This is a genomic window from Actinoplanes italicus, assembly GCF_003001815.1.
In the GTDB taxonomy this organism is placed as follows: domain Bacteria; phylum Actinomycetota; class Actinomycetes; order Mycobacteriales; family Micromonosporaceae; genus Actinoplanes; species Actinoplanes italicus.
Map to the genome: position 1 here is coordinate 1 of NZ_PVMZ01000027.1, position 24,214 is coordinate 24,214.

General features: G+C 68.5%; 28 protein-coding genes and 3 pseudogenes. 12 read left to right on the plus strand and 19 right to left on the minus strand.

Translation table 11 applies throughout. The features are described from left to right. A pseudogene (locus CLV67_RS43020) lies at positions 1 to 85 on the plus strand (IS5/IS1182 family transposase); the annotation flags it as partial. 7 nt (positions 86 to 92) lie between these two features. Here the strand turns inward: CLV67_RS43020 and CLV67_RS43025 are convergent. After that, positions 93 to 629: a hypothetical protein gene (locus CLV67_RS43025; protein WP_146169521.1), complete on the minus strand. Its 537-nt coding sequence runs from the start codon at positions 627 to 629 to the stop codon at positions 93 to 95. A gap of 496 nt (positions 630 to 1,125) precedes the next feature. Here CLV67_RS43025 and CLV67_RS43030 point away from each other — a divergent pair. Next, positions 1,126 to 1,410, plus strand: a pseudogene (locus CLV67_RS43030) (IS701 family transposase); the annotation flags it as partial. Positions 1,411 to 1,568: 158 nt separating this feature from the next. On the opposite strand, the gene CLV67_RS51440 reads toward CLV67_RS43030, so the two are convergent. Further along, positions 1,569 to 2,240 carry a hypothetical protein gene (locus CLV67_RS51440; RefSeq protein ID WP_146169522.1) on the minus strand — a complete coding sequence of 224 codons (672 nt, stop codon included), beginning with the start codon at positions 2,238 to 2,240 and terminating at the stop codon, positions 1,569 to 1,571. Positions 2,241 to 2,590: 350 nt separating this feature from the next. Further along, positions 2,591 to 2,839, minus strand: a complete 249-nt coding sequence (locus CLV67_RS54895) for an HNH endonuclease (RefSeq protein ID WP_373873208.1) — start codon at positions 2,837 to 2,839, stop codon at positions 2,591 to 2,593. On the opposite strand from CLV67_RS54895, the gene CLV67_RS43040 reads away from it, so the two are divergent. Then, entirely contained in the window at positions 2,723 to 3,661 is a 939-nt protein-coding gene (locus CLV67_RS43040) for a hypothetical protein (protein WP_170154219.1), read from the plus strand. The two genes, CLV67_RS54895 and CLV67_RS43040, sit on opposite strands and share 117 nt — an antisense overlap. Before the next feature lie 89 nt (positions 3,662 to 3,750). Here CLV67_RS43040 and CLV67_RS43045 read toward each other — a convergent pair whose 3' ends face one another. After that, entirely contained in the window at positions 3,751 to 5,847 is a 2,097-nt protein-coding gene (locus CLV67_RS43045; RefSeq protein WP_106329355.1) for a glycoside hydrolase family 99 protein, read from the minus strand. A gap of 151 nt (positions 5,848 to 5,998) precedes the next feature. Here CLV67_RS43045 and CLV67_RS43050 point away from each other — a divergent pair, with 151 nt between their 5' ends. Beyond that, on the plus strand, positions 5,999 to 6,883 hold the full coding sequence (locus CLV67_RS43050; protein ID WP_203737677.1) for a phosphatidylinositol mannoside acyltransferase: 885 nt from the start codon (positions 5,999 to 6,001) through the stop codon (positions 6,881 to 6,883). Between the two features lie 299 nt (positions 6,884 to 7,182). Here CLV67_RS43050 and CLV67_RS53950 read toward each other — a convergent pair. From CLV67_RS53950 to CLV67_RS43070, 4 genes and pseudogenes are all read right to left on the minus strand, one after another. Next, positions 7,183 to 7,341 (minus strand): annotated as a pseudogene (locus tag CLV67_RS53950) (PadR family transcriptional regulator); the annotation flags it as partial. A 124-nt stretch (positions 7,342 to 7,465) separates the two neighbouring features. Continuing rightward, entirely contained in the window at positions 7,466 to 8,842 is a 1,377-nt protein-coding gene (gene chrA, locus CLV67_RS43060) for a chromate efflux transporter (protein WP_106329359.1), read from the minus strand. Between the two features lie 19 nt (positions 8,843 to 8,861). Next, positions 8,862 to 9,293 carry a chromate resistance protein ChrB domain-containing protein gene (locus CLV67_RS43065; protein WP_106329361.1) on the minus strand — a complete coding sequence of 144 codons (432 nt, stop codon included), beginning with the start codon at positions 9,291 to 9,293 and terminating at the stop codon, positions 8,862 to 8,864. Continuing rightward, the gene (locus CLV67_RS43070) at positions 9,290 to 9,799 is read right to left on the minus strand and encodes a Chromate resistance protein ChrB (protein WP_203737678.1); all 510 of its coding nucleotides are present in this window, start codon (positions 9,797 to 9,799) and stop codon (positions 9,290 to 9,292) included. The genes CLV67_RS43065 and CLV67_RS43070 overlap by 4 nt, the downstream gene beginning before the upstream one ends. 245 nt (positions 9,800 to 10,044) lie before the next feature. On the opposite strand from CLV67_RS43070, the gene CLV67_RS43075 reads away from it, so the two are divergent. After that, positions 10,045 to 11,334, plus strand: coding sequence for a serine hydrolase domain-containing protein (locus tag CLV67_RS43075; RefSeq protein WP_239166824.1), 1,290 nt, complete (start codon positions 10,045 to 10,047; stop codon positions 11,332 to 11,334). Between the two features lie 78 nt (positions 11,335 to 11,412). On the opposite strand, the gene CLV67_RS52375 is transcribed toward CLV67_RS43075, so the two are convergent. From CLV67_RS52375 to CLV67_RS43095, 5 genes are all read right to left on the minus strand, one after another. Continuing rightward, positions 11,413 to 11,589 (minus strand): hypothetical protein, encoded by a 177-nt coding sequence (locus tag CLV67_RS52375; RefSeq protein ID WP_170154221.1) that lies wholly within the window; start codon positions 11,587 to 11,589, stop codon positions 11,413 to 11,415. A gap of 106 nt (positions 11,590 to 11,695) precedes the next feature. Then, complete coding sequence (locus tag CLV67_RS43080; protein ID WP_106329365.1) at positions 11,696 to 12,424, minus strand: hypothetical protein; 729 nt, start codon at positions 12,422 to 12,424, stop codon at positions 11,696 to 11,698. A 61-nt stretch (positions 12,425 to 12,485) separates the two neighbouring features. Continuing rightward, a complete protein-coding gene (locus CLV67_RS43085) occupies positions 12,486 to 13,271 on the minus strand; it encodes a sporulation protein (RefSeq protein ID WP_307833900.1) in 786 nt (261 codons plus the stop codon). A 55-nt stretch (positions 13,272 to 13,326) separates the two neighbouring features. Then, complete coding sequence (locus CLV67_RS43090; RefSeq protein WP_106329369.1) at positions 13,327 to 14,403, minus strand: hemolysin family protein; 1,077 nt, start codon at positions 14,401 to 14,403, stop codon at positions 13,327 to 13,329. After that, positions 14,400 to 15,764, minus strand: coding sequence for a hemolysin family protein (locus tag CLV67_RS43095; RefSeq protein WP_106329371.1), 1,365 nt, complete (start codon positions 15,762 to 15,764; stop codon positions 14,400 to 14,402). Before CLV67_RS43095 ends, CLV67_RS43090 begins: the two co-directional genes overlap by 4 nt. 158 nt (positions 15,765 to 15,922) lie before the next feature. On the opposite strand from CLV67_RS43095, the gene CLV67_RS43100 reads away from it, so the two are divergent. Further along, the gene (locus tag CLV67_RS43100) at positions 15,923 to 16,315 is read left to right on the plus strand and encodes a MerR family transcriptional regulator (RefSeq protein WP_203737679.1); all 393 of its coding nucleotides are present in this window, start codon (positions 15,923 to 15,925) and stop codon (positions 16,313 to 16,315) included. A 167-nt stretch (positions 16,316 to 16,482) separates the two neighbouring features. Then, complete coding sequence (locus tag CLV67_RS43105) at positions 16,483 to 16,836, plus strand: STAS domain-containing protein (RefSeq protein ID WP_106329373.1); 354 nt, start codon at positions 16,483 to 16,485, stop codon at positions 16,834 to 16,836. 14 nt (positions 16,837 to 16,850) lie between these two features. Here the strand turns inward: CLV67_RS43105 and CLV67_RS43110 are convergent, their stop codons facing one another. Next, positions 16,851 to 18,104: a PP2C family protein-serine/threonine phosphatase gene (locus tag CLV67_RS43110; RefSeq protein ID WP_106329375.1), complete on the minus strand. Its 1,254-nt coding sequence runs from the start codon at positions 18,102 to 18,104 to the stop codon at positions 16,851 to 16,853. A gap of 99 nt (positions 18,105 to 18,203) precedes the next feature. Between CLV67_RS43110 and CLV67_RS43115 the strand changes: the two genes are divergently transcribed. Together CLV67_RS43115 and CLV67_RS43120 are read left to right on the plus strand one after the other, a co-directional pair. Next, complete coding sequence (locus CLV67_RS43115) at positions 18,204 to 18,512, plus strand: hypothetical protein (protein WP_106329376.1); 309 nt, start codon at positions 18,204 to 18,206, stop codon at positions 18,510 to 18,512. 47 nt (positions 18,513 to 18,559) lie between these two features. Beyond that, positions 18,560 to 19,288 (plus strand): ATP-binding protein, encoded by a 729-nt coding sequence (locus tag CLV67_RS43120; RefSeq protein ID WP_106329378.1) that lies wholly within the window; start codon positions 18,560 to 18,562, stop codon positions 19,286 to 19,288. Positions 19,289 to 19,667: 379 nt separating this feature from the next. Here the strand turns inward: CLV67_RS43120 and CLV67_RS52380 are convergent, their stop codons facing one another. The 3 genes from CLV67_RS52380 to CLV67_RS43130 are packed head-to-tail and all read right to left on the minus strand — an operon-like array spanning position 19,668 to position 20,308. Further along, positions 19,668 to 19,841, minus strand: a complete 174-nt coding sequence (locus CLV67_RS52380) for a hypothetical protein (protein WP_170154222.1) — start codon at positions 19,839 to 19,841, stop codon at positions 19,668 to 19,670. Beyond that, a complete protein-coding gene (locus CLV67_RS43125; RefSeq protein WP_249037986.1) occupies positions 19,838 to 20,038 on the minus strand; it encodes a DUF397 domain-containing protein in 201 nt (66 codons plus the stop codon). The genes CLV67_RS52380 and CLV67_RS43125 overlap by 4 nt, the downstream gene beginning before the upstream one ends. A 24-nt stretch (positions 20,039 to 20,062) precedes the next feature. Then, a complete protein-coding gene (locus tag CLV67_RS43130; protein ID WP_239166825.1) occupies positions 20,063 to 20,308 on the minus strand; it encodes a hypothetical protein in 246 nt (81 codons plus the stop codon). 279 nt (positions 20,309 to 20,587) lie between these two features. On the opposite strand from CLV67_RS43130, the gene CLV67_RS43135 reads away from it, so the two are divergent. Together CLV67_RS43135 and CLV67_RS43140 are read left to right on the plus strand one after the other, a co-directional pair. Next, positions 20,588 to 21,463 carry a helix-turn-helix domain-containing protein gene (locus CLV67_RS43135; protein ID WP_106329380.1) on the plus strand — a complete coding sequence of 292 codons (876 nt, stop codon included), beginning with the start codon at positions 20,588 to 20,590 and terminating at the stop codon, positions 21,461 to 21,463. Between the two features lie 19 nt (positions 21,464 to 21,482). Continuing rightward, positions 21,483 to 21,686, plus strand: a complete 204-nt coding sequence (locus tag CLV67_RS43140) for a DUF397 domain-containing protein (protein WP_106329382.1) — start codon at positions 21,483 to 21,485, stop codon at positions 21,684 to 21,686. Between the two features lie 194 nt (positions 21,687 to 21,880). Here CLV67_RS43140 and CLV67_RS52385 read toward each other — a convergent pair whose 3' ends face one another. Next, positions 21,881 to 22,018, minus strand: coding sequence for a hypothetical protein (locus CLV67_RS52385; RefSeq protein ID WP_170154223.1), 138 nt, complete (start codon positions 22,016 to 22,018; stop codon positions 21,881 to 21,883). Here CLV67_RS52385 and CLV67_RS54900 point away from each other — a divergent pair. Next, positions 22,008 to 22,136, plus strand: coding sequence for a DUF397 domain-containing protein (locus CLV67_RS54900; RefSeq protein WP_170154224.1), 129 nt, complete (start codon positions 22,008 to 22,010; stop codon positions 22,134 to 22,136). The genes CLV67_RS52385 and CLV67_RS54900 overlap by 11 nt on opposite strands. Here the strand turns inward: CLV67_RS54900 and CLV67_RS43150 are convergent. Continuing rightward, positions 22,117 to 24,183 carry a WD40 repeat domain-containing serine/threonine protein kinase gene (locus CLV67_RS43150; protein WP_170154225.1) on the minus strand — a complete coding sequence of 689 codons (2,067 nt, stop codon included), beginning with the start codon at positions 24,181 to 24,183 and terminating at the stop codon, positions 22,117 to 22,119. The two genes, CLV67_RS54900 and CLV67_RS43150, sit on opposite strands and share 20 nt — an antisense overlap. Positions 24,184 to 24,214 lie beyond the last annotated feature (31 nt).

The window sequence follows — 24,214 nt, forward strand, 5'->3', positions numbered from 1 at the left end:
GCGCTGCTGCCCACGCCGAGCCACCGCGATCGTGCAGGCCATCCTCGTTCTGCACCACGTCGAAGCCAACCGCTACGCAGGATGAAAAAGGCTCAAGGTTCATCGGAGCTCTCGTAGTCCCTCATGTAGGTCAGCTCCGCAGTCAGCTGCGAGCGAGCAGCCTCCTCCACATCGCGCCGAGCGCCCGGTCCAGCAATCAGCACCTGCCCTGAGGGCGACCACGCCGCCCAGTGGACCGATCCACCGTCGGAGACGACAGCGAAGTCCATCGGAAAGACCTTTATGGAGACATCACCAAAATGGAACACCACATCCAGACGGTCGAGATCCTCCTGCGCGCTGGTGAGAGCACGTCCCACAATCGACGACACCGCCGCCCTCATGTCTGGCTGGGCGTCCTCGTGTCCCACCATCGGCTGCCCAGCGACGTCCAACCGCCACGCGGCCATGTAGATCCACAGGACAGCATCGTCGAAGAGTTCCGCAGGACGTTCGGCCGATCCGACGAGATCGATGATCACGAAGCTGCCGGCCTGGAGCACGACATCTTTCACCTGAATGCCGACCAAATGCCGCATGAACGCGGTGAAAGAACTCGTCGTGTCCGCCTTGAATGCTTCCACCATCATTCACGCGAGGTGCTCCAGCGGGAGGTCAGGCCAGGTCCGACGGACAACGCCGCACCTTCCGGAAGCCGCAATTTCCAGTAGGGCAGCGGTTCGGAACCGTCCTCGCTTCGCCACCCTGACGGCTGGTAGCCGGACGGAACAATTCGGACCGCCGCTACGCCGAGAGCAATCGACACCTCCAGGGAAACTGGGTCTACCGCTATCTGCTCGACGGTCATACCCATGGGCAGCTTTCCGACAGTCCGCGCCGCGATGGCCGGCTCCCTCGATCCGAGGAATGTGCCATCCGGCAGCTTCAACCGTCAGTCGGCGTTGTAGGTGGCAAGCCGCCGTTCGCCGCGTTGCACGCCGCCCTCGTCCGCCCGACGGATCGGGCGGCCGAAGTCCAGCACCAGCCCATGGTCGCTGGTAGCACCAACACGGCCTACGGCCTCCCCAAGCAGGCTCTGCACCGCCGCCAAAACCATGGGAGCTAAGCCGGAAACCAACGCGTTACTGGCTGCTCATGCAGTGGCCACCCGGAGACGAGGAGCCCAGCGACTACTGGCTGTCCGACCTGCCCGCCGACACCACCATGCCCGACCTGGTTCACCTCGCCAAGAGCCGTTGGCGCACCGAGCATGACTACCGCAAATTGAAGATCGGCCTCGGCCTCGGCCTCGGCCTCGAGGATATCGAAGGCCGTTTCTGGATCGGCTGGCACCGCCACGTCACCACCACCGCGCAACTCTTCCTCACCCAACTGAGGCTCGCCGACCGAAAAGCAGCAGGGCAGCCCTGAGCCTCTACGCCGTCCTACGGCACCTGCAATACCAACTCAGCACCTGGCTCGGATTCTACCCACCAACAGTTCTTCAGCTCACCCTCTTTATGATTCGCAGAGCTGAAGAGCAAATTTGACTGAATGGAAACTTGGCGCCAACCGGAAGAAATTCGAGATCACTGTACCTGATATCCGATTATCCCTGCTTCTTCCCGCGCATTCAGCACATCTGCCGAAGCATTCAATTCACGAATAACGCTATCAGTCAGCGGATCGCCTCGCCAGATCGCAATTGCGGCTTCACGAGCGATCTGACGATCGTAGTATGACTCGGCCGCCTCCAAGTAACTCAAGGGGGTTTCATCAATCAAGGGGAACAGCATTCCCGAGCCGTCTATGTCGGTACCAGAAAACGACACTTCTGCTAGCTCAAGATCCCCGTGCCGCCACAAGCGGTCCTCGGGGGTCCGCCATGCGAGGAACGTAGCAGACAAAATGCCATCATCATCAATTAAGCTAGGATCCTCCAGAACGCTTTGCAGGAAATCCGGAATTCCATCCATCATTCCGGGCCACACTTCATCATCATTCACTGAAGGGCTCAGCGGCGATTCATGATGAAATCCTTTAATTAGCGCACCCTGCGGAACAAATGCTATCGACAAGTCATTACCGACATTGTCGTCCATCCAGAAAAGCTGACCATCCGGACGCCAAGCATCCGCGAAAAAATATCGACGACGCTCCTCGTCGGGCATTAGCACAGCCTCTATCATCGCAATAGAGCGCGCCCGCCGCAGGAGTGCATCAATCGTAGGTAACCGTTGCCCGATATCTACAATAGACAACTAGACCTCCATTTTCTCCAGAAGGTGGCAATACTCGAAAACCATTACTCCAGGGCGCCGCATGTTGCACAACGTCTGCAACCACCGGAATTCTAACGCACTCGGAGGTAACAGATCGATCCGGACACATCATCGCCCAAGGGCCAAGTGGCCACGCCGACAACTTCCCACGAAGCAAGGCAGTCATCGCAGGGCGACCCTTACTCAGAGTCGCAGCGATGACTGCTCCTACTACGCGGATAAGTTCTGGCGCCTCAAGCCAGAAATCGCCGGATACCAGCTGTCACGATTACCCCGACTACAAATAGACATGAAATGCTTAGCGGCAGTCACCGTTTAATCGGGCAGCTTCACAGATTGATAAGGTTTAGACCGGTAGCATCAAGCAACATTCCCGCCTCATCCAAGGTTCTCGCATCCCATTGCTCTACCGTTTCATTCGTCTTATCTCTATTGCACGACCGGCAAGCCACGCATCCATTATGAGAGGAGCCGCATCCGCCGAGATCCTTCGGGAGCACGTGATCGATCTGGGCATCATCGGTGCGCCGGGTGAAGACGTCAACACGGGCGTCGACGCCGGACTCGTGCACTACCACCGCGGCACCACCAACATCACCATGTGGACCGGCGCCGGAGTGACCGGTGCCGCGGAGAACGACGACCGAGTCGGCTACTCCCTGGCAGGGTCGCCGACCCACCTCGCCGTCGGCTCACCCGGCGAAGCGATCGTCAGCGCCACCTGGCACGGAATGGTGTCCCTGTTCACTCACGAGATCACCGGCACCGTACTGAAGAACATCGGTGTCGTGGGCGACAACGCAACGACCCTGGGCGACGCGATCAACCAGGGCGACAACCTGGGCAAATCACTGGCAATGGCTCCGTACACCGTCAGCGGGGCACCCGGCTCCCTGCTGCTCATCGGCGCACCCGGCGAAGACGTCGGGACCAAGACCGACGCCGGCAAGGTCTTCCGCATCGCGGTGAGCGCCACGTCGTGGACCGCCATCGGTGCGGTCACCGACGCCAGCCCGAACGACGGCGACTACTTCGGCGAACAGGTCCAGCTGGGAGGTTCCACGCTGACCGGCGTGGCCGGGATTCCCGGTAGGGACGTCGGCGGCCACGCCGACGCCGGGGCGCTCGCCGTCTTCCCCGCCGCCCCCGCATCGGTCACGCCGGTGACGCTGACCCGCGAATCCGCAGCACTGGCCGGCACCCCTGCCAAGCAGGAACTCATCGGCGCCTATCTCGGCAACTCACCGGCGCAGCTGTACGTGGGGAGCCCTGCCCGTCAGACAGTCCAGTCGGTGCCGTGGAGCAGCCTCGCGAGCGACAGCCCCACGGCCGGAAACACGTGGACCGCAGGAGCCAACGGCTTGCCCGCCGGGGTCACCTTCGGAGTCGCCGCGAGCTGACCGGTGAATGGGCTGTGCCGGCAGCAATGCTGCCGGCACAGCCCACGGCCTGATCTGCGCGGACGTACTTCGGCAGGTACGGGGTCCGGTCAGCTCGCGTAGGCCTCGATCGCCGACAGCTGCCCGGCCGGCCAGCCGGAGTTCGCCGTCGCGGTGACCCGCAGGTATCGGGTGGTGGCGGCCGGGAAGCTGACCGTCACCGTGTTGCCGGATGCGGGATCGAAAGCCCGCCCGGCGGCCGCGGCGAGCGTGGTGAACGCGGACCCGCTGGTGCTTCCGGAGATCGCGAGCGTCTGGGTACGCGCACCCCACGAGGGCGGCAGTTTCAGGACCACCCGGCCGACCGCGACGGCCGAGCCGAGGTCGACCTGGATCCACTGCGGGAAGGCGTTGTTGGCGCTCTCCCAGTAGCTGTTCGTGTCCGCGTCGACGGTGTTGCCCGGCCCGTACGCCTGGGCCTGGCCGCTCGCCGTGGCCGGTTTGCCGCGCGCGAGGTCGGTGACGGGCGGTGGGGTTGTCGGCGCGTCCCCGTACACCTGCAGTTGCGCCAGCTGGGCCGCCGGCCAGCCGGTGTTGGCCGTGAACGCGAGCCGCACGTAGCGGGCGGTCGCGGTGGAGAGCGTCACCGTCACCGCGTTGCCGGAGCCGGGGTCGAAGACGTGGCCGGCGGAGGCGGCCAGGGTGCTGTAGCTCGAGCCGTCGGTGCTGCCCTGCACGGTGACCGTCTGAGTACGCCTCTCCCATCCGGCGGGCAGGCGCATGACCAGGCTCTTCACGGTGTAGGCACCGCCCAGGTCCACCTGGAGCCACTGCGGGAGCGCGCCGCTGGACTCCCAGTAACTGGCGGTGCTCGTGTCGACAGCGTTCGCGGCGGCGTAGGGACCGTTCACGCTGCTGGCGCTCACCGCCTTGCCGGCGGCGAGATCTCCGGTGGGTTGCGGGGGCGGGGTGGTTCCGGTGGTCGGCTGCGTCGGGCGTACGGAAGTCAGGGGAATTTGACCTTTGAGCATTCTTCCGGCGTCCGTGGTGATCCGCAGGTAGTAGTCGGCGGAGCAGAAGGTGCCGTCCTCGTCGAGCGCGCGGATCCCGGTGCCGGCCGGCACGGACGCGGCCGTCTCGGCGGTCTTGGCGATCTGGTTGCCCTCGTTGAACTCGTCGAACATGGACACGTAGAGACCCTGTGCGCCCAGCCGGATCATGTTGTAGACGCTGCGCCAGTAGAAGTCGCCGTGCCTGCGGTGCCCCGACGAGAGATCGCCGGGCAGCACGCACGGCTGGTAGTCGATGCCGTGCGCGTTGCAGTCGGCCTGGTCGGCGGCGTTGACGTTGGTGGCGAACCAGTCGAGTCCGGCGAGGTCGCCGGTGCGGCCGACCATCCACGGCGACAGCATGTTGAAGGCGTGGTAGACGTCGAGGAACCCGGTCCGGCTGTCGTTCTTTCCCTCGCGCCAGTACGTGGGTACGCCGCCGATCACGTAGCAGCCCTGCGCCTTGAACCAGTTGACGACGTCGAGGCATTGGGCCGGGGTGAACGGCCGGCCGTCGTCGTTGAAGCCGAAGCCCCAGATGCAGACGACCGGTTTGCCGTTCTGCCTCGCGTACGCGCTGGACGCGGTGTGCGCCGACATCTTGGTCGTCCAGTCGGTCTTCGTCTGGGTCTGCATGTTCGCCCAGCCGGTGACGTCGTACATGATGTAGAACTTGCGGCCGGTCCGTTCGGCCGCGGCCCGCACCTTCTGAGTCATCGCGTCGCGGGTCGGGCCCTCGTCGCCGAACGGGTTGAACCGCTGCAGCGCGGCGGTGTCGATGCCGTAGGTCCGCATCCAGTCGAAGTGCGTGTCGACGGTCTGCTGGTCGTAGGACGAGAACAGCGTGGCGGGCCGCCCGTCGCCGAGGTTCGGGTACGCCGTCGGGTACGTGTGCGTGAAATCGCGCAGGTCTGGCCAGGACACGATGGTGGTGTTGGTGGGTGACGGCGGCTGGAAGCGGTCGCGGCTCCAGTGCCACCAGCCGCCGATCGGCGCACCGTCGCCAGGGCAGGCGAACCAGCCCTGGTAGCCGACGCTGACCTTGCCGACCACGTCACCGACGGGTGATGCGGCGCGGGCCGGTGCGGCGCCGGCGAGGAGGGCGGCCGGCGGGCCGAGGGCGGCTGAGGACAGCAGGCTACGCCGAGTGACTGCCATGGGAACTCCAGTCGATCCGGGAGAGGGGGAAGGGATCGACGGTCATCGTGACAGTCGCGGTCACAGAACCGCAATAGTTGAACGGTTTCTTGCAATATCTCGAACACAAGCCGGAAACTTGGGCCGCAGCCCCGGCCGCTATCATCCCGGCGTGGGATGGGATCTGGTCAGCCGGCTCTACGGACTCGCCTGGCGGGTCACGCCGCGATTGCCGGACCCGGTCGCCGTGTTCGTCTTCGACTCCATTGCCGCGGGGATGCGGTGGTCCGGCGCGGGCGGGGTTCGACAGCTGCGGGTCAACCTGGGCCAGGTCCTCGGCCAGGCCCCGGACAGTGCCGCTGTCGCCGCCGCGGCGGCGACGGGCGCGCACTCCTACCTGCGTTACTGGCGGGAGTTCTTCGGGCTCACCGGCTGGAGCCGGGACCGGATCCGCGACACCGTGCTCTTCGAGTCACTGGACCGGGTGGCCGCCGCCCGTGACGCCGGACGCGGCGTGGTGCTGGCGCTGCCGCACAGCGGCAACTGGGACCTGGCCGGGGCCGCGCTGGTGCTCAACGGGCACCCGTTCACCACGGTCGCGCAGCGCCTGCGCCCGGAGCGGCTCTACCAGCGGTTCGTCAGCCACCGTGCCGCACTCGGCATCGAGGTGCTCCCCGCCGACGAGACCCGGCGGGCGGTCACCGCGCTCGCCCGGCGGCTGCGAGACGGCGAGGTGGTGTGCCTGGTCGCCGACCGGGACACGTCCGCGGCCGGCATCGGCGTCCGGTTCTGCGACGCGCCGACGACGTTCCCGGCCGGGCCCGCTCAGCTGGCGCTGCGCACCGGGGCCGCGCTGATGCCCGCGACGCTCTGGTACGACGGCCCGCAACTGCGGGTCCGCATCCACCCCGAGATCGTTCCCGGCGATGACGGCACCGTCCGGGCCCGGGTGGCGGCGATGACGCAGGAGCTGGCCGACGTCTTCACCGACGCCGTCCGGCGGCATCCCCACGACTGGCACGTGCTGCAACCGGTCTGGACGTCCCCCACCCGCTGACGGCGCTCGCGCCCGCTGCGCACCGCCGGCCCCACAGCGACGAGCACCGTCACCGACAGAAGCACCACCCCGGCGGCGAGTGCCGTGGCGGTCACCAGCGCCAGCGTCGCGGCCAGGGGCACGCCTGACGCGACTGCGGTGGCGGCGATCGCGCGTACCCGCTGGCGAAGCCCGCCTTTGATCAGGTCGTTGACGTCGGCGGGCGAAGGCCACCGCCTGGCCGGCGCGGACAGGGCGAGGTAGGCGTCCACGATCTCGGCGCCCCACTCGTCGCGGTAGCCGGCCGGGTAGAAGAGCCGGATCAATCGTAGGTAGCGGCGTTCCAGCGTGCCGGGGCGCAGCGACACACGGCCGTCGGGCAGCCGGGCCACTTCGGTGATCAGCCCGTAGCCGTGCAGGGGCTCCGCGGCCAGGGCCGTGAGGATCAGAAACGTGGGTTCGCGCAGCGGTGTCTCCACACCGCCGATATATCGGCTGCGAAGATAAAACGTCAGCCCCACCTATCCATCGGCGGCGCGTGGCGGGCACAGGGCTGCGGTGAACGCGGCAGCACGACTGCGGGGTGCGCGACGGCGGCCCCGGTCAGGTTCCGGGCAGGCCGGCCAGCCCGGCGGCCAGGCCGAGAAGCGCACACACCCCGAGAACCCGCAGGACCGACCACTTCACCTTGAAGATCAGTACGGCGGCGATGACCGCGATGGCCACCGGCACCCAGCGGATGGTGCCGAACTGCGGCACCTGCAGATCGAACGGCCCCGTCGTCACGGTGCGAACCTCGGCGAACAGGGTGTGCACAGCGAAGTACAGACCCAGGTTGGCGATGACCCCGACGACGGCAGCGGTGATGCCGGTCAGCGCTGCGGACAGGGCGTGGTTGCCGCGCAGCCTCTCGACGTAGGGGGCGCCGAGCAGGATGAACAGGAAGCAGGGCACGAACGTGACCCAGGTGGTGAGCAGGGAGGCGACGACGCCGGCGACCCAGGGGTCGAGGACGCCGGGGTTGTTGTAGGCGCCGAGGAACGCGACGAACTGGACCACCATGATCAGCGGTCCGGGCGTCGTCTCGGCCAGGGCGAGGCCGCGGACCATGTCACCGGCCGACAGCCAGGCGTAGTGCTCGACCGCCCGCTGGGCGACGAAGGCGAGGACGGCGTAGGCGCCGCCGAAGGTGACGACCGCGGTGCCGGAGAAGAACAGGCCCTGCTGGGTGTAGACGCTGCCGACGCCGGTGGTGACGGCGACCAGGGCGACGGGCACGAACCAGGCGATCAGGCCGATCAGCAGGATGGTGCCCGCCCGTTTCGCCGACGGCCGGTCGTGGTGCAACGCGTCGTCGGAGATCAGCGGCTCGGGGCCGTCACCGCCGCCGCCGTGACCGCCGCCGCTGGTCACCAGCTGTGGACGCCATCGGTGCAACGCCCATCCGGCGGCGCCGGCCAGCGCGACGACGATCGGGAACGGCACGCCGAAAACGGCCAGCGCCACGAACGCCACGACGGCGAACCCGATGAGGATCCTGTTGTTGAGGGCGCGGCTGCCGACGCGCCACACCGCCTGGGCGACGATCGCGACCACGGCGGGGGCGAGTCCGGCGAACAGGGCGGTGACCACGGTGGTGTCGCCGTATCCGACGTAGACGGCCGACAGCGCCAGCAGCGCGATCATGCCGGGGAGCACGAACAGGGTGCCCGCGACGAGACCACCGCGCAGGCCGTTGAGCAGCCAGCCGACGTAGATGGCCAGCTGCTGGGCCTCGGGACCGGGCAACAGCATGCAGTAGTTGAGCGCGTGCAGGAACCGCTTCTGCCCGATCCAGCGGCGTTCGTCGACGAGGTGGCGTTGCATGACGGCGATCTGCCCGGCCGGGCCGCCGAACGTCTGCAGGCTGATGGCGAACCAGGCCCGCACGGCGTCACGGAACGGCACCACGTCGCGCTGGACCGGTTCGGTGGTGGTCATCGGGTTCTTCCTCCGGTGCTCAGGCGGGCGGGCGGTCGAGCAGCAGTGCGCGCCGGTGGTACTCGTACAGGCCGTCGAACATCGGGCCGGTCAGCCGCAGGGTCTGCTCGTCGTCGCAGATCATCGACAGGCCGCGCAGGATGACGTCCAGGCCAGGGGCCTCGGGTGCGTCGAAGCGTTCGTCGTCGATGTCGGCCTCGTGCACGATCTCGGCGATCTTCCACAGCACCGGGTCATGCAGTTCGTACCGGCGCAGGATGGTCTCGAACGTGCAGTCCCCGCCGTGATGGCCGAGGTCGACACCGCGCATGTCGAACGGTGTGGCGTCGGCGGTCACCGCCGACGGGTCCGTGACAAAGACGAACACCGCGTCGGGGTCGACGTGCCGACGGATCAGCCAGGCGCACGCGGCCCGGTCGATGTGCACGCCGGCGCGGGTGGCCCACTTCATGCCCGCTCCTCGGTGGCGCTGTCCAGGATGTCGGTGCCGACCAGCGCCTGCACGGCCGCGCGGGCGGCGTCACGCTCCGCGGGCGGGAAGAAGTCACGGCGCCCGATGCGGTGCAACTCGCTGCGCAACCGGCGTACCGCCCGCGTCCGCTCGGCGCCGGAACCCGCCTGCGCGCCGACGGCTTCGTCGATCACGGCCTGATACTCCGCGGCCCGGGCGATGCGCATGCCGGTGGCGATCTGCTGCTCCTGACCGGTGGTGGTCGGCCTGCCGAGCCAGACCATCGCCGTGCCGTCGGCTTCGGTGATCTCGTCGGCGATCCAGTCGAACTGCTCCCGGGTGCGCGCGTCCGCCGGCAGGGCGACCAGGCCGTCACCGAGGCGGGCGACGCCGAGGCGTTCCAGCTTGCGCCACACGGCGATCCGCGGGCGTGACGGCTCACGTGGGATCCGGTACGCGAGCAGCACCCACTGTCCGATTCCGTCGTCTCGTCGCGCCGACATCATGGTCAACCACCCCCTGCCACACGAATGTAACCACGGTTACTCGTTCAGTGGCAAACGGTTGGGTCACGGATCGGCACCTGACCGGCCGCGGTCTGGAAGCGGAACCGGCCGACGAGCGTCTGCAGGCGGCCGCCCAGGGCGGACAGCCCCACGGCCGCTGCTGGCCGAGTCCGAGATTCTTGACGCCAAGGTCGGGAGCGGAGCGCCCCTGCCGGCAATGCACCGATCCTGACATGATCGCCGTCATGTCGATGACTCGCCGCCATGTCCTGAGCGCCGGCGCCGCCGCACTCACCGCCGCCGCTGCCGGATGCGACCGCGACGTGAGCGTTCGGCAAGGTGAGCCCAAATCCGTCGGCGGTACGGGTGGCGGGGTGGCCGCTGCAGCGACACCCGCCTACGTCGCGCCACTCACGGCGGTGCTGACCAAGTACCTGAAGCCGACCACGGCGAACCCGAAGCATCCCACGTACGCCGGGGCCGCCCTGGTCGTCATGGTCAACAACGCGACGACGGCGAGCCTCGCTGTCGGGCACGCACTGCGCTACGGCGCCGGACCGGTCGAACTCGCCCCGGCGAAGCGGGTCGCGATGCGTACCGACTCGATCTTCGACCTGGCCTCGCTGACCAAGGTCTACGTATCGGTGCTGCTGCTGCAACAGGTCGACAAAGGCAAGATCAACCTGGGTGCTCCGGTCGTCCACTATCTGCCCGGCTTCACCGGCGCCAACAAGAACAAGGTCACCGTACGCATGCTGCTGACCCACACCAGCGGCCTGCCCGTCGGGGCCACCGGGGTGAAGGGCCTGAGCGCCGCCGCCCAGCGGGCGAAAGTGCTGGCCACACCCTTGGTCGGCGGCGCGGTGCCCGGCAAGACGTTCCGCTACTCGAGCGTCGGGCTGATGGTCGCCGCCCAGCTCGTCGAGAAGGTCACCGGGCAGAGCCTCGAGGCTGCCCTCAAGACCGGCATCACCGCCCCGATGGGCTCGACCACGACCGGGTTCACCCCGCTGAAGTGGCTCAGCAAGGCCGACCAGGCCGCCAGGCTGGCCGCCACCGACGCCCGCACCTCCCGCGGCCTGCTGCGCGGCGTCGTCCACGACGACATCGCAGCCCAGATGGGCGGAGCCATCGGCAGCGCGGGCCTGTTCGGCACCGCCCGCGACGTCGCCCTGATCGGACAGATGCTGCTCGCCGGCGGCGTCTACAGCGGCAAGCGGCTGCTCTCGGCCACAATCGTCCAGCAGATGCTGACCAACCACAACGCCGGCCTGCCCGCCGTCGACCCGGAGCGCCCCGGCCGCCCTTCCCACCACGGTCTCGGAGTGACGCTCGCGCAGCCGTGGTTCATGGGCGCGCTGTCATCGCCCACCACCTTCGGTCACACCGGCTTCACCGGCACGTCCCTACTGATCGACCCCCGCCGCAAACTGGTCGTCTCGCTGATGACCAACCGCGCCCATCCGAACTGGAACTGGGCGAACCCCGACCCGATGCGCGCCGAGATCGCCAACGTGCTCGCCAAACACCTCTGACCGGCGGAGCAGCGACATCGCCGACACCCGTCGTACGCCGTAGCCCTATCCCACGGCTCTCGAGGCGAAACGACGCGATCACGGCGAGGTGGTCAAGGCCGCATGCAGCACAGCCGCCACGACGGCCAACGACAACAGGAACGCTGCCGATGTCAGCCGGTCATGAAGTTCGGGATTGCTGGCCAGTGGCCGCTGCAGGACTAGCCACGTGGTGCCGCCGAACAGGGTCATCATCAGAGTCACGAGAACGATCACGGTGGAACCTCCGCTGATCGGAGCCGACGACCTTCTCCTTCCCGGCTCGGCGCACAGCCGGCCACGGCAGGCGGAACGGACGGCGAACGCCATCCGTCATCCGCTGTCAGACGTTCTCGAGTACGCGTTCCGGCTGGCCGGTGGTTGCGGTCTTCTGAGCGCGTTCGTGCCGGATCGGGATGGTCACGCCGAGGGTCAGCATGGCGGCGCCGAGCAGGATGAACGCCACCGCGACCGGGGCACGCCACGGGTCGCTCAGGTAGACGGCGGCGAACCACAACCGGCTCTCGCCGCCGTTGAAGATCATGAACAGTGGGACGAGGGATCCAGCACAGCGTCCACAACGCGGTGACCAGCGCCGACTTGCCCTTGGGCAGCTTCGCCGCCGTCGACGTGCGCTTGGTGGAGGCCAGGGTGACCGTGCCGCCGCCGCGCATGGCGGCGAGCAGTTCCGGGCCGGTGGCTCGCAGGCGCCGAACGGCTCGGCGTCCGCCCCAGACGGTGAGCAGCGCATCAAGTCGCGCGACCAGGTGCGCAGCTCCTTCGCCGCGACTGTGCCGGTCGCGCCGCGAGCGGCGAGACGGTCCAGCACCGACCCGGACGCGCCGCTGCCCTTCGGCGCCCACTGCGACGGCCGGGTGGTGATACGCCGGACCAGCAACCGCGCCCAGAGCACGAGCACACCGGCGATCAGCACGACCAGCCCGCCGAGCGCGGCCGCGACCAGCGCCCAGTCGCCGCGCCCGGCGGCCTCGACCGCGACCAGGCCCCACGACGACGGCAGCCAGTGCAGCACCGTGGCGAAGCGCGGCGGGAAACCGTACGTCAGGATCAACGCGCGCCGATTCTATGCGGACATGGAGCCCCCGATGTGCCCCGCCGGAGCGGGGCTGCGCTCAGCCGCCGTGGTCCTGCCGGTGGCCGATGGACTGCTGGATCCAGCCGTCGACCTGCCGCGTCCAGTCGATCGAGTCGCTGGAGACGTGGTCGACGGTGTAACGGCCGAGACCGTCGCCGCGCCTGTCGAACTCCAGGATCACCTCGACGGTGTACGGGGTGGTCACGAACGTCAGCTCGACCTCGTTGACCGCGTGCGAGTACTGGGGCGCGGCGACGTACTCGATCTCCTGGTAGAACGGCAGCGTCTGCGGGGCTCCGGCGATCTCCCCGTACTCCAGATCCGCGCTCTTGAACCGGAAGCCGAGCTGATTGAACGCGTCCAGGATCCGCTGCTGCACGGGCAGCGGGTTGACCATGATCGCGTCGAGGTCGCCCTTGTCCACGGCCCGGGCGATGGAGACCTCGGTACTCACGCCCATCACCATGCCGTGCAACGGCTGGCCGTACACGGCGGTGATCGGTGTCTCCCACGGCAGCTCCAGCTGGAACGGCACCGACAGGTCCGTCCCCTCGGCCAGGCGGATCGGCCCGCTGACGATCACCCGGTGGAACTCACCGGTGGCCACCTCGCCGTACTCACCGCCCTCGACCTCCATGCGGGTCACCAGTGCCAAGGTGATGTGCTCGATGTCCACGTCGTGCCCGCCGCCGGTCAGGTTCACCTCACCGGACACCAGCCCACCGGGGTAGGCGTCCGGGTTCGACAGCACCGTGTCGACGGTGGGGCCGCCGACGCCGAACGCGCCGAGCATCCTCTTGAAGACCACGTCTTTCTCCTCCATGAGAGCGGGGTGGACCTGCATCCGCCCGGCCGGGTTTCCGCCGGCCTGGCGGAACTCAGCGAGCGGTTCCGGTGCGGCCGGCGCGCCGTGCCGCGTCGACGACCGGGTCGGTCTCGTCGTCGAACTGGCCGATCACCTGTTCCAGCAGGTCCTCCAGCGTGACCAGGCCGATCACGCTGGTCGCGTCGGACACCAGGGCGAGGTGGCTGCGTCGTTGCCGCATCGCCGCGACAGCGTCCAGGACGCTGGTGTCGGCCGGCAGCGGCAGCGGAGCGGTCATCAGCTCCTGTGCCGTGACGGATCCGCCGGTGGCGACGGCTTTGGCCGCCTCGCGGACGTGGACGACGCCGACGATCGTCCCGGCACGGTCGGTCACCGGCAGCCGGGATCGGCCGGTCTCGGTGCTGCGCACCTCCACAGCGCGGGCGTCGGCGTCGGCGGGCACGTCCAGGATCTGCGCGGTCGGAACCATCACCTGGCGTACGGTCATCGACTGCACCTTCAGCATCGCCGACAGCAGTTCGTGTTCCGCGTCCTCGATGGTGCCGTGTTCCTTCGACGTCTCCAGCAGCATGCGTAACTGGTCGGCGTTGTGCACCTGCGCCAGCTCGTCCTGCGGGGTCACCTTGATCAGCCGCAGGCAGGCGTTGGCCAGCCCGTTGAGGGCGACCAGCACGGGCCGCAGGACGGTGGTGAACCCGACGAACGGGATCGCCAGGATCTGCGCCGAGCTCTCCGGGTGGCTGATCGCCCACGACTTGGGCGCCATCTCCCCCACGACGACGTGCAGGAACCCGACCAGGGCGACGGCGAGGATGAACGCCACCACGTACGCCGCGTCGCCGGGCAGGCCGACCGCGGTGAACACCGGTTCGAGAAGATGCGCCACGGTCGGCTTGGCCAGGGCGCCCAGGCCGAGGGTGCACAGGGTGATGCCGAGCTGCGCGCCGGCCAGCGTCATCGACAGCTGCCGGGTCCCGGCCAGCGCCGCGCGGGCGCCCCGCGAACCGTCACCGGCGGCGGTCTCGAGCCGGTGCCGCTTCGCGGCGACCAGCGCGAACTCGGCGGCGACGAAGAAGCCGTTGAGCGCCAGCAGCACCACGGAGACGATCAGCGACCAGGTGGTGCTCATGCGGACACCTGCCCCTCGGCGTGGTCGTGGACGACGGTGAGGGCGACCCGGTCGGGGACGAGGCGGCGTACGGCCACGACCGTCAGCCGGGCCACGCCCCGCGACACGGGTTGGCCGTCGGCGTCGACGCCCGGCGGCAGCGGGACGTCGACCTGCTCACGGGCCGCCGGAAGGTGGCCGAGCCGGGCCAGGATCAGGCCGGACACGGTGTCGTACATGTCGTGCTCGGGCAGCCGGACGCCGGTGGCGTCGGCGATCTCGTCGATCCGGGCGCGGCCCGGGATCAGCCAGGCGCCGTCGCCGTCGGCCTCGATGACCGGCTCGGGCAGGTCGTCCTCGTCGCGGATGTCGCCGACCAGTTCCTCGGCGACGTCCTCGAGGGTGATGATGCCGGCGAAGCCACCGAACTCGTCGACGACGATCGCCATCTGCCGGTGTGCGCTCTTCAACGCCTCCAGCACCTCGGGCAGTCGTACCGAGTCGGGCAGCGCCACCGGCGCGGTGGCCAGCGATCCCACGGTGGTGGTGGGCCGGGCGGCCGGGTCGAGGGTGACCACGTCGGCGATGGAGACCACGCCGATGACGTCGTCGACGCCGGAACCGATCACCGGGAACCGGGAGTGGCCGGTGTCGAGCAGTTCGACGACCCGCGAGGCCGGCTCGCTCGCGCCGATCGTGGTGACGTCCACCCGGGGACGCATCGCCTCGGCCGCCGTCCGGTCCCGGAAGTCCAGGCCGTGGTCGAGGAGCCGGGCCGCACGCTCGTCGAGGTCACCCTCGCTGCTGGCGTTGGCGATGATCCGGTCGAGGTCCTCGGTGGTGGCGCCCTGCGGCAGCTCCTCGATCGGTTCGATGCCGATGGCACGCAGCAGCCGGTTGGCGGTGGCGTCGAACACCCGGATCAGCGGGCCGACCACGGCCAGGTAGATCAGCGTGGAGCGCGACAGGGCCCGCGCGAGCGTCTCCGGTTTGGCGATGGCGAGGTTCTTCGGCGCCAGCTCGCCGAGCACCATCTGCACCACGGTCGCGAACAGCAGCGCGAACACCATCGAGATCGTCTTGCTGACCGTCTCGGACATCCCGGCCATACCGAGCAGGTCGGCGGTGCCGCGGCCCAGGTAGGGCTCGGCGACATAACCGGCCAGCAGCGCGGTGACGGTGATGCCGACCTGCGCGCCGGACAACACGAACGACAGTCGCTGCGTCACTCGCAGAGCACGCACGGCCGCGGGGTCGCCGTCGTCGGCCATCGTGCGCAGCTTCTCGCGGTCGACGGCGACGTAGGCGAACTCCTGCGCCACGAAGTAGCCGGTCGCGGCGGTCAGCAGGACGATGACGAGAACACCGATGGCGATCAGCACGGGAGATCACCGCCCTCGCGGCGTCCCTCGCGGGGAACATGGGGCCGGGTCACGCCCGGCCATGTACTACAACCTTCGACAGCACCATCTGACACTGTCGCAAACTAACACGTACAACTGTATGGTTGCTGAAAGCTGATCTTCGGGAGGTCGACCGGTTGAGCAACCTGATGCGCATCGGAGAACTCGCGGCCCAGGCAGGCGTCAGCACCCGCACCGTCGACTACTACACCCAGCTCGGCCTGCTGCGGACCGCCGAACGCACCGGCGGCGGGTTCCGCCTCTACGACCCCGCGGCCGCCGACACCATCGCCACGATCAGACAGCTCGAAGACCACGGTGTCAGCCTGCAGACCATCGCGGCCGCACTCAACGGGGCGGGCGACACGGACCTCACCGCGACGCTGAGCGACCTGGCGGCCGGGCTGGAGGCTTTGCGGCAGGCAGCCGCGAACGCCCCGCACTCTCAGGCGCTTCTCACCCTGATCAGCGCCCGCGCTCGCGCCCTGATCGACCTGGCCCTGTCCATCGCCGACCCACCACTCGCCTGACCAGCGGTCAACTGCCGCATCCGATCCCCGAGCCGGGACACGGCGTGTAGGCCAGACTGGGAACCAGCGGCGGTGGAGCTGGGATTGGCCGGCGCCGCTGCGGGATATTGACATCACGGGTTGCCAGGGGTGATCCGAAAGGGCCCGTCGGTTTGCCGGAGGCTGTCGTGGATCTGCAGTTGTCAGCGCGGGCGGGTAAGGCCTGCACGGTGGTGAAGGTCGGCGGCCAGCTCGACATGGCTACCGCACCTGAACTGGATCGATGCATCCGGCAGGTCGCTGACGACGGCGGTCTTCAGGTGGTTCTGGACCTCGCCGACGTGTCGTTCCTGGATTCCAGCGGGCTGGGCGTTCTTCTGGCGTGGTTCAAGGAGCTGCGCAGCGCCGGCGGCCGGCTGTGCGTCGCCGCGGTCCAGGAGATCGTCGCCTACGTGCTGCAGGTCGCGGCGCTGGATCAGGTGATGGAGGTCTACGACACGGTGGGAGCGGCCGAGGCGGACATGCCGCCGCTGACGGCGTGAGCGCAGCACGGCGGTCAGCGGTGGTCGGCTGAGGTGGCCGCGGACACGTCGGCGCCCGCATGGGTACGGCGTTGGCGGCCGTGGTGCCCGTGCCAGTCGATGATCAACAGGGTGGCGTCGTCCTGCAGGGTGGGGCCGGCCACCGCGAGGACGCCGTCGGCAAGGGCACGCGCGGCCTCGCGGGGGTGCAGGTCGGCGAGCGACAGCAGCCGGGCCGGGAGATCGAGGGCGGCGGCTCGGCGTTCACGCATGCCGTCGGTGACGACGACCAGACGATCACCGGGTTCCAGCGTCACCGCACCGGGACGGACCTTGCGATCGGGGAACATACCGAGGCCGAGGTTGCGGGGCAGATTCAATTCCTCCGGGTGGCCACGGCGGATCAGGATCGGCGGAATGTGCCCGGCGTTGACCAGATCGCACCTGCCGGTGGCCAGATCGAGGCGTCCGAGAATGGCGGTGATGAAGGCTCCGCGGGCCGGGGCGTGCTCAGCGACCACGGCGCCGGCCCGGTCGGCCTGCTCGATGAGGCTGTGCCCGGCTCGACGCGAGTTGCGCAGGCTCCCCACACCGAGGGTGGCGATCAGCGCGCTGTTCACCCCGTGCCCCATGGCGTCGGTGACGCTGAAGTGCAGGGTGTCCCGGGCCAGGCTGTAGTCGAACGTGTCCCCGCCGACGCTCGCCGACGGTTCCAGCCAGCCCGACAGCGTGAACGATCCGCCCTCACAGGTGAAGGCGCCCGGGAGCAGGCGGCGCTGGATCTCGGCGGAGAGGTTGAACGGGGTGGTGCGCTGTCCCCACTCGAACAGGTCGGTGTGGCGGCGGTTGGCGATCACCACGAAAGCGAGCGCGTGTGCGGTCCGGGCGATCTCCCCGAGCGCCTGGGGCGCGGGCTCGGCCGGGACGACGATCTCCAGCAGGCCGATGACCTCGCCGCGTTCGGTGACCGGCGCCAGCACCGTCCATTCCGGGCCGCCGCCGTGCACCTGCACCGCCTGCGTGCGTAGCGCCTCCTCCTGGGGGCCGCCGTCGAACGGAAGCACGGTCGCGACCTCGCCGCCGTCGCGGCGTCCGTCAACCGGCCCGAGCGGGACGTGTGCCAGCCGGACCAGAGCCCGGCCGCTGAGGTCGGCGATGAGGAAGGAGACGCTGGTGGCGTGCAGTGCCGCACCGAGTTCGCGGGTGACGGCCTCGACCGCGTTCACCGGTGTCGCGTCCTCGGCGGCCGCCAGCATCCCGGACAGCGCCATCTCGACCGATGGATCCATAGCCGCAGCATACGGACGTACCAGGCGGACGCCGTAACCGAGACCGGACTGTGCCGGACGGGGTGCATAGTGATCCATCCGGCCGGGTAGATCACGGCCGTGACTGCACATGAGGAGACGGAGACGTCGCATGCTGGGCGCACCGCCGCAGCCATGCACCACACGGCCGCGCAACTGGAAGTGGCGGAGGCCATCCTGCATCGCAGCGCCGCGCAGACACCCAACCCCGACACCGCCGACCGGCTTGATTCGCTCGGTGAGCAGGTCACCGCCCAGGCGCACGACATCGACCGGCGCGCCGACCGGCTTGCGGGCCCGCCCGGCCCGGACCCCGCGCCTCACCAACGGTCGTTGCCGGGGCATAAGACGACCGCCCCGGGGAACTCGGATGATTCCGAGGTCGCATAGCGGGTCACCATCTTGTCGGCAAAGGCCCGGTGGAGGAGTTGACGCCTGTGTCCGAAACGCTGACCTGGCAGTTGGAGCTCCATGACGGTCACACCGTCGTCACGGTGAACGGGGAGGTCGACGGCGGGTCCGGACCCGCCGCCCTGTACCGCACTGTGACGCAGTGCCTGGACCGGGAATCCGGTGCTGTGGTGGTCGATCTGTCGGATGCCGGCGTAACGAGCCCGGAGGCGGCGGCGATCCTCACGCGAATCCTGGACGCGCCTCAACTCCGGCTCGGAACCCTGGTGCTGGTCTGCAAGCCCGACTCGGCCACCGCCGCCGTCCTCAAGGCGGCGGCCACCGAGCGGCCCTCGCCGATGTACGCCACCGTGGCGAAGGCGCTGTCCGCGCTGGCCGTTCGCAACGACCTCAGGGAGGTCCTGCTCCCCGTGTCCGGTGCCGCGCGCCGAGCCCGCGACATCGTCACCGAGGCATGCGTGATGTGGGATGTCGCCCAGCTCGTCGCCCCGGCCACGATCGTCGTGAGTGAGCTGGTCACGAACGTGGTGATGCATGCCCGCACCATGATGACGTTGCAGGTGGCGTTACGACCCCGCTACCTGTATCTCGCGGTGGCCGACGGCTCCCCCGCCGTGCCGCTGCCCCGTACCGAAGTTCGTCTCGATGTCATCGGCGGACGAGGTCTCCGCCTGGTCGACCATGCCGCCGACCGATGGGGGCACCGGCGGCGACATGACGGCAAAGTCGTCTGGGCCCGCTTCGCTCACCCATAGGACGTTCCTGTACGGCGCCCGCCGTTCGCGGATCTGAGCCGTTTCCTGGTTCGACTCGCCTGTGCGTGCCGGTGCCGGGCGGGGTGAAACCGACTGGCTGAGGTGCACGACGGTGCGCCAGTCGTTCCCGTGGCGGGTGGGTGGGTGCCTGCGACCAGGGCGCGGGATTGGGCAGCGATCGGCGCACACGCAGCGGCACCGAGGGCTCCGATCGCCGCCAGGACGACAGTGGGCGTCCGTGGATCCGCAGCGTGTGCTCCGGCCGTCGCCGTCCGCGACGTCACGCGCACACCGAAAGCATCAGCGTGCGCCCGACACTCGCTATTGGCGGTCCTTCCCTGCTGTGGCGGCGAACAGGCCCGCCGCGCGCCGTTGAGTTTCAATCGGCATCGGCACGGTCGAAATCCACCCTGGCCGCAATGAAGAATCCACGCAGTGTCGCGGCCAGCGCACCGAGCTTGTCGTCTTCGATGAAGACCATCCCAGCCGCCGCCAGGGCGTCCGCGGTCCGCTCGGCGATCTCCATCATCGTGTCGTCCGTCGCCGTGGTCATCGCGGGCCGTCGAATTCGCCGTCCTTGACACCCTGGACGAAGGCGTCCCACTCGGCCTGCGTGTACCGCAACACGGCACTGCGGTCGTCCGCGCTGTGCCGGATCGCCACTCCCCCGGCCGCCAGGAAGCGGGCCTGCACACACCGGGCCGTCCCGGTGCTGTGACTGGACTTGAACCATCCCTCGTCACCGATCACGTCGTACACCCCTATCGATAGTCGTCACGGCTCGCGGCGCGCCCATTTGAGGAAGCGCTCGAACAACTCAGCCGGCGGCTCGTGCCGCAACACGCCCGCCGCGGTCTCCAACTCCAGCCACAGCCGCATGTTGAGCTGCACCGGATCCGGTGTCGTCGAGAGCAGGTACTCCCGAGCCGGATCACACGGCCATGGCTTTTCACAGGCTCGGCAGTCGTAGCCGGCCGGATCCGCCTGATGGTCCGCCCCACTGCCGATCGCCCCGCTCACGCCACCGACCTGCGGCAGTACGGCCCGGCCGCAGGCTGTTCGGCAAACCGCAGTCTCCTCTGTCGCCTGTGCTTCATCTCGGCTCCCGGCAGGTTGCTCGATCGGCAGGTATCGCCCCGGCCCGAATCTCGACGAAGCGCCAAGATCACAATGCGTTGCGGCTCGGAGACTAGAGGCAACGGTACAAGTACCTCATGTACTTTTACAACAGATCAAAGATGATCCCCCGCCACGGCTCACCACATCGTGCGAGGGAAACTTGCCGAAAGGACGCCGAGGATGGAGTCGAGCCGCATGCCCACCCGCAGGCAAGCACCGACCGTCGCAAGACGCCGGCTCGCCGCTGAAATGCTGGAACTACGTCAAACGGCAGGCCGCACGCGTGACGCGGTCAGCGCTGATACGGGGATTTCGCAGGGCGCTCTTCATCGGATAGAGATCGCGAAGACCACGCCGCAGGCCGGCACTCTCAACCATCTTATGGACTACTACGGCGTGACCGATGCCGACAAGCGTGCCGCGATGCACGAGCTACGCAAACGGTCTCGCCAGCTCAAGTGGCTGGAGCTGTTCGAAGGCGGAACCCTTCCCGACAGTTACCGGAGCTTCGCCTCCTTCGAAGCGGACGCAGCCCGGATCTCGGGCTACGAAAGCCTGTTCATCTTCGGGCTGCTTCAGACGCACGGCTACGCTGAGACCGTGATCCGAGCGATGACGCCGGAGATCTCCGACGAAGAGGTCGCGACGCGGCTTGAAATCCGAATGCGCCGCCAAGAGGTGTTGACCAGTCCAACCAGCCCGCACTTGTGGGTCATCATGGATGAAGCAGCGATTCGACGCAGAGTCGGCGATCCCGAAACCTACCGTGAGCAGCTACTTCACCTGGTCGCCCTAAGCCAGCGCCCGAAGATCACGCTCCAGGTGATCCCGTTCACCGCAGGTGCCCATCAAGGAATGCCTGGCTCGTTCCACGTCCTGGAGTTTCACGCGGAAGACCCACCCATGGTTTACATGGAGAACGCTGGCGGCGGCCTCGTCGTGGAGACCACGTCCGAGGTCGCTTGGTATCGGAACAGCTTCCAACGGCTTGCCGCGCAAGCATCGAGCCCGCAAAACACAGTGCAAATGATTGAAATGGCGGCTAACGCCATCTGATAGCTGGAAGGAGCGATGCGTGGACCTCACCAACGCACGCTGGAGGAAGAGCAGCCGAAGCGGCTCAAACGGGGCCTGCGTCGAGGTGGCAATCACCGACGAGGGCGTCGCAGTGCGAGACACCAAAGACCGCAACAAGCCCGCGCACATCTACACGCACGCCGAGTGGAGCGCCTTCATCGACGGCGTCAAGGACGGCGAGTTCGATTGCGACACGAAGTAGCAGGTGCCAAGTGGATCGGCCGTGCGGAGAGGGTGTGGTGGCGGCCGGTCCCGAGCCAGTGCCCGTGGCTCGTCCCCACTATGACGTGCGTCGCTGGTAACGGCGAGGTGCGGAGCTCGTAGGAGAAGCCCGAGGGTGCCCGGCCCTCACCGGAGCGTCGGGGAATCCGAGTTCGCCAGGAGACGGACGGTGAACTAGGTGCCGGCGCCGACGGTGCTCTCCACCTCGATCGTGCCCCGTGAGCCTCGACCAGCTTGCGGGATCGGGTCGGCGTGCACCACCGGCCGGCCCTCGGCGGCCGCTTCCAGCCGTACGTCCGCATTGTTTGCCATCCGGGACTCCCAGAGCCCAAGCCGCGAGCCTCTGATCTTCGACGCCAACGAATGGGGCTGCTTCCTCGACGGCGTCGCCAAGGGTGAGTTCCCTGCAGCTACAGGTGCTCCCAGATGAGGACCCTCCCGTCGTTGCCACCGGTGGCGAGCTGCTTTCCGTCCGGGCTGTAAGCGACCTTGTCCACCGAGCCGATGTCGCTGGTGAGGGCTCGGTGGCGTCCGGTGACCAGGTCCCAGACGAGCACGGCATTGGCGAAGCCGCTGGTGGCGAGTTGCCGTCCGTCAGGGCTGTACGTAACCGCGATAGCCGTGCCGGTGTTAACGGCGAAGGGGCGGGAGGCGCCGGTGTCCAGGTCCCAGAACCGCACCGCCTCGTGGGTTCCGGCGGCGGCGAGCTGCTTTCCGTCGGGACGGTACGCCAGAGTATAAATTCCCATGCTGAGACTTCCGGTGAGGACACGGAAGTCTCCCGTGTCCAGGTCCCAGACCCGCACCCTATCGTCGCTTCCGGCGGTGGCGATATGTCGCCCGTCGGGGCTGTACGCCACCACACCCACGTCACTGTTGTGGCCGGTGAGCGTACGGACGTCGCCGGAGTCCAGATCCCAGACCTGCACCGTGTTGTCGACGCCGGTGGTGGCGAGATGCCGCCCGTCGGGGCTGTACGCCACCGCGGTCATGTTGGCGAGGATGCGCGATTTCCCGGTGTCCAGGTCCCAGACGCGCACCGTGTCTTCGTTGCCGTAGGTGGCGAGATGCCGCCCGTCAGCGCTGTATTCCACCTCATGAATCTCGCCGGTATGGCCGACGAGCGTACGGGAGCCTCCGGTATCCAGGTCCCAGACGCGCACCTCCCTGTCGGCTCCGCCGGTGGCGAGCCGCCGCCCGTCGGGGCTGAATGCCACGTCGTAGACCTGGCCGGCATGGCCCGTCAGGGTGCGGGTGATCCTCCATTCCGGAAACTCGGCACTGCCGGTGGGACCAGCACCGGGGCCGGGGCTGCGCTGCTTGTTCGCCTGCCACGCCGCGACACCGATGGTCATGACGATGACGGCCACCATCGCTGCGCCGATACGGTGCCGCCGGGTCCACCACGGCCGGGCCGCAGCCGTGTGCGCCGCCGGCGACGGCATTGTCAGCTCCGACTCGGGTCCGGTGGGTGTGGGCGGTGGCGGGGTGGCCTCGGACTGCGGCTGCGGTGAGGGCTGGGAGTCGGTGGGGGCGGCGATGGTGGGCGGCGGCGCGTCCAGGGTTGCGGGTACGTCCTCGGCGCTGCCGGTCTTCTGGCGCCGCGATCCCGCCGGCCGGTCAGATCCGGCGTCTCGGCCGGCGGGCGCGGGCTCGGGCTCGGCGACCTTCGCCAGCAGTGGGGCGGCCCGTTCGGCGGTCAGCCGCTGACCGGGGTCCTTGACCAGCAGCCCTTTGATCACCGGCCAGAGCCGGCCGGCGTGTGCCGGGGTCACCGGCTCAGCGGTCAGCACGGCGGCGACCGTGGCCTGAGTGTCCTCGCGCTGGAAAGGTGACCGGCCGGTGACCGTCGTATAGAGAGTGACGCCCAGCGCCCACAGGTCGCCGGCCGGGCCCGCCGGACGGCCATTGATGCGTTCCGGGGCCAGGTAGGCCGGCGAGCCGAGCAGTTGCCCGGTTGCGGTCAGTGCCGTCTTGTCGTCGATCACGGCGATGCCGAAGTCGGTCAACACGACCCGGCCGGTGTCCTCCAGCAGGATGTTCGCCGGTTTCACATCCCGGTGGACGATCCCGGCCCGATGCGCGGCCCGCAGCGCCCGCAAGACCGATAGCCCGATCTCTGCGGTCCGACGTTCGGTCAGCAGGCCGTGCTCCGCGATCGCGTGGGCCAGTGATTGCCCGTTGACGAGCTCCATCACCAACCACGGCCGGTCCCCGTCGGTGACCACGTCATGCACGGTGACCACGCTCGGGTGCCGCAGCCGGGCAGCGGCTTGCGCCTCCCGCAGCGCGCGCCGCACCAGCGTTTCGTCCGGGCCGTCCAGGTCGTCGGCGCCTGCTATCCAGATCTGCTTGACCGCCACCTCACGATCGAGCAGCTCGTCGTGGGCCTGCCAGACCGCGCCCATCCCGCCTCTGCCGACCGCCCGCATCAGCCGGTAACGGCCCGCGACCACCCTCGCCGCATCCGCAGTCATAGCAGGTGACTCTACTGTGGAAGCGATCGAT

Coding starts and splice junctions, on each gene's coding strand:
- CLV67_RS43025 (WP_146169521.1), bottom strand. CDS start 629: ATGATGGTGGAAGCATTCAAGGCGGACACGACGAGTTCTTTCACCGCG.
- CLV67_RS43040 (WP_170154219.1), top strand. CDS start 2,723: ATGAGAGGAGCCGCATCCGCCGAGATCCTTCGGGAGCACGTGATCGAT.
- CLV67_RS43045 (WP_106329355.1), bottom strand. CDS start 5,847: ATGGCAGTCACTCGGCGTAGCCTGCTGTCCTCAGCCGCCCTCGGCCCG.
- chrA (WP_106329359.1), bottom strand. CDS start 8,842: ATGACCACCACCGAACCGGTCCAGCGCGACGTGGTGCCGTTCCGTGAC.
- CLV67_RS43065 (WP_106329361.1), bottom strand. CDS start 9,293: ATGAAGTGGGCCACCCGCGCCGGCGTGCACATCGACCGGGCCGCGTGC.
- CLV67_RS43070 (WP_203737678.1), bottom strand. CDS start 9,799: ATGATGTCGGCGCGACGAGACGACGGAATCGGACAGTGGGTGCTGCTC.
- CLV67_RS43075 (WP_239166824.1), top strand. CDS start 10,045: ATGTCGATGACTCGCCGCCATGTCCTGAGCGCCGGCGCCGCCGCACTC.
- CLV67_RS43085 (WP_307833900.1), bottom strand. CDS start 13,271: ATGGAGGAGAAAGACGTGGTCTTCAAGAGGATGCTCGGCGCGTTCGGC.
- CLV67_RS43090 (WP_106329369.1), bottom strand. CDS start 14,403: ATGAGCACCACCTGGTCGCTGATCGTCTCCGTGGTGCTGCTGGCGCTC.
- CLV67_RS43110 (WP_106329375.1), bottom strand. CDS start 18,104: ATGGATCCATCGGTCGAGATGGCGCTGTCCGGGATGCTGGCGGCCGCC.
- CLV67_RS52380 (WP_170154222.1), bottom strand. CDS start 19,841: ATGACCACGGCGACGGACGACACGATGATGGAGATCGCCGAGCGGACC.
- CLV67_RS43135 (WP_106329380.1), top strand. CDS start 20,588: ATGGAGTCGAGCCGCATGCCCACCCGCAGGCAAGCACCGACCGTCGCA.
- CLV67_RS52385 (WP_170154223.1), bottom strand. CDS start 22,018: ATGGCAAACAATGCGGACGTACGGCTGGAAGCGGCCGCCGAGGGCCGG.
- CLV67_RS43150 (WP_170154225.1), bottom strand. CDS start 24,183: ATGACTGCGGATGCGGCGAGGGTGGTCGCGGGCCGTTACCGGCTGATG.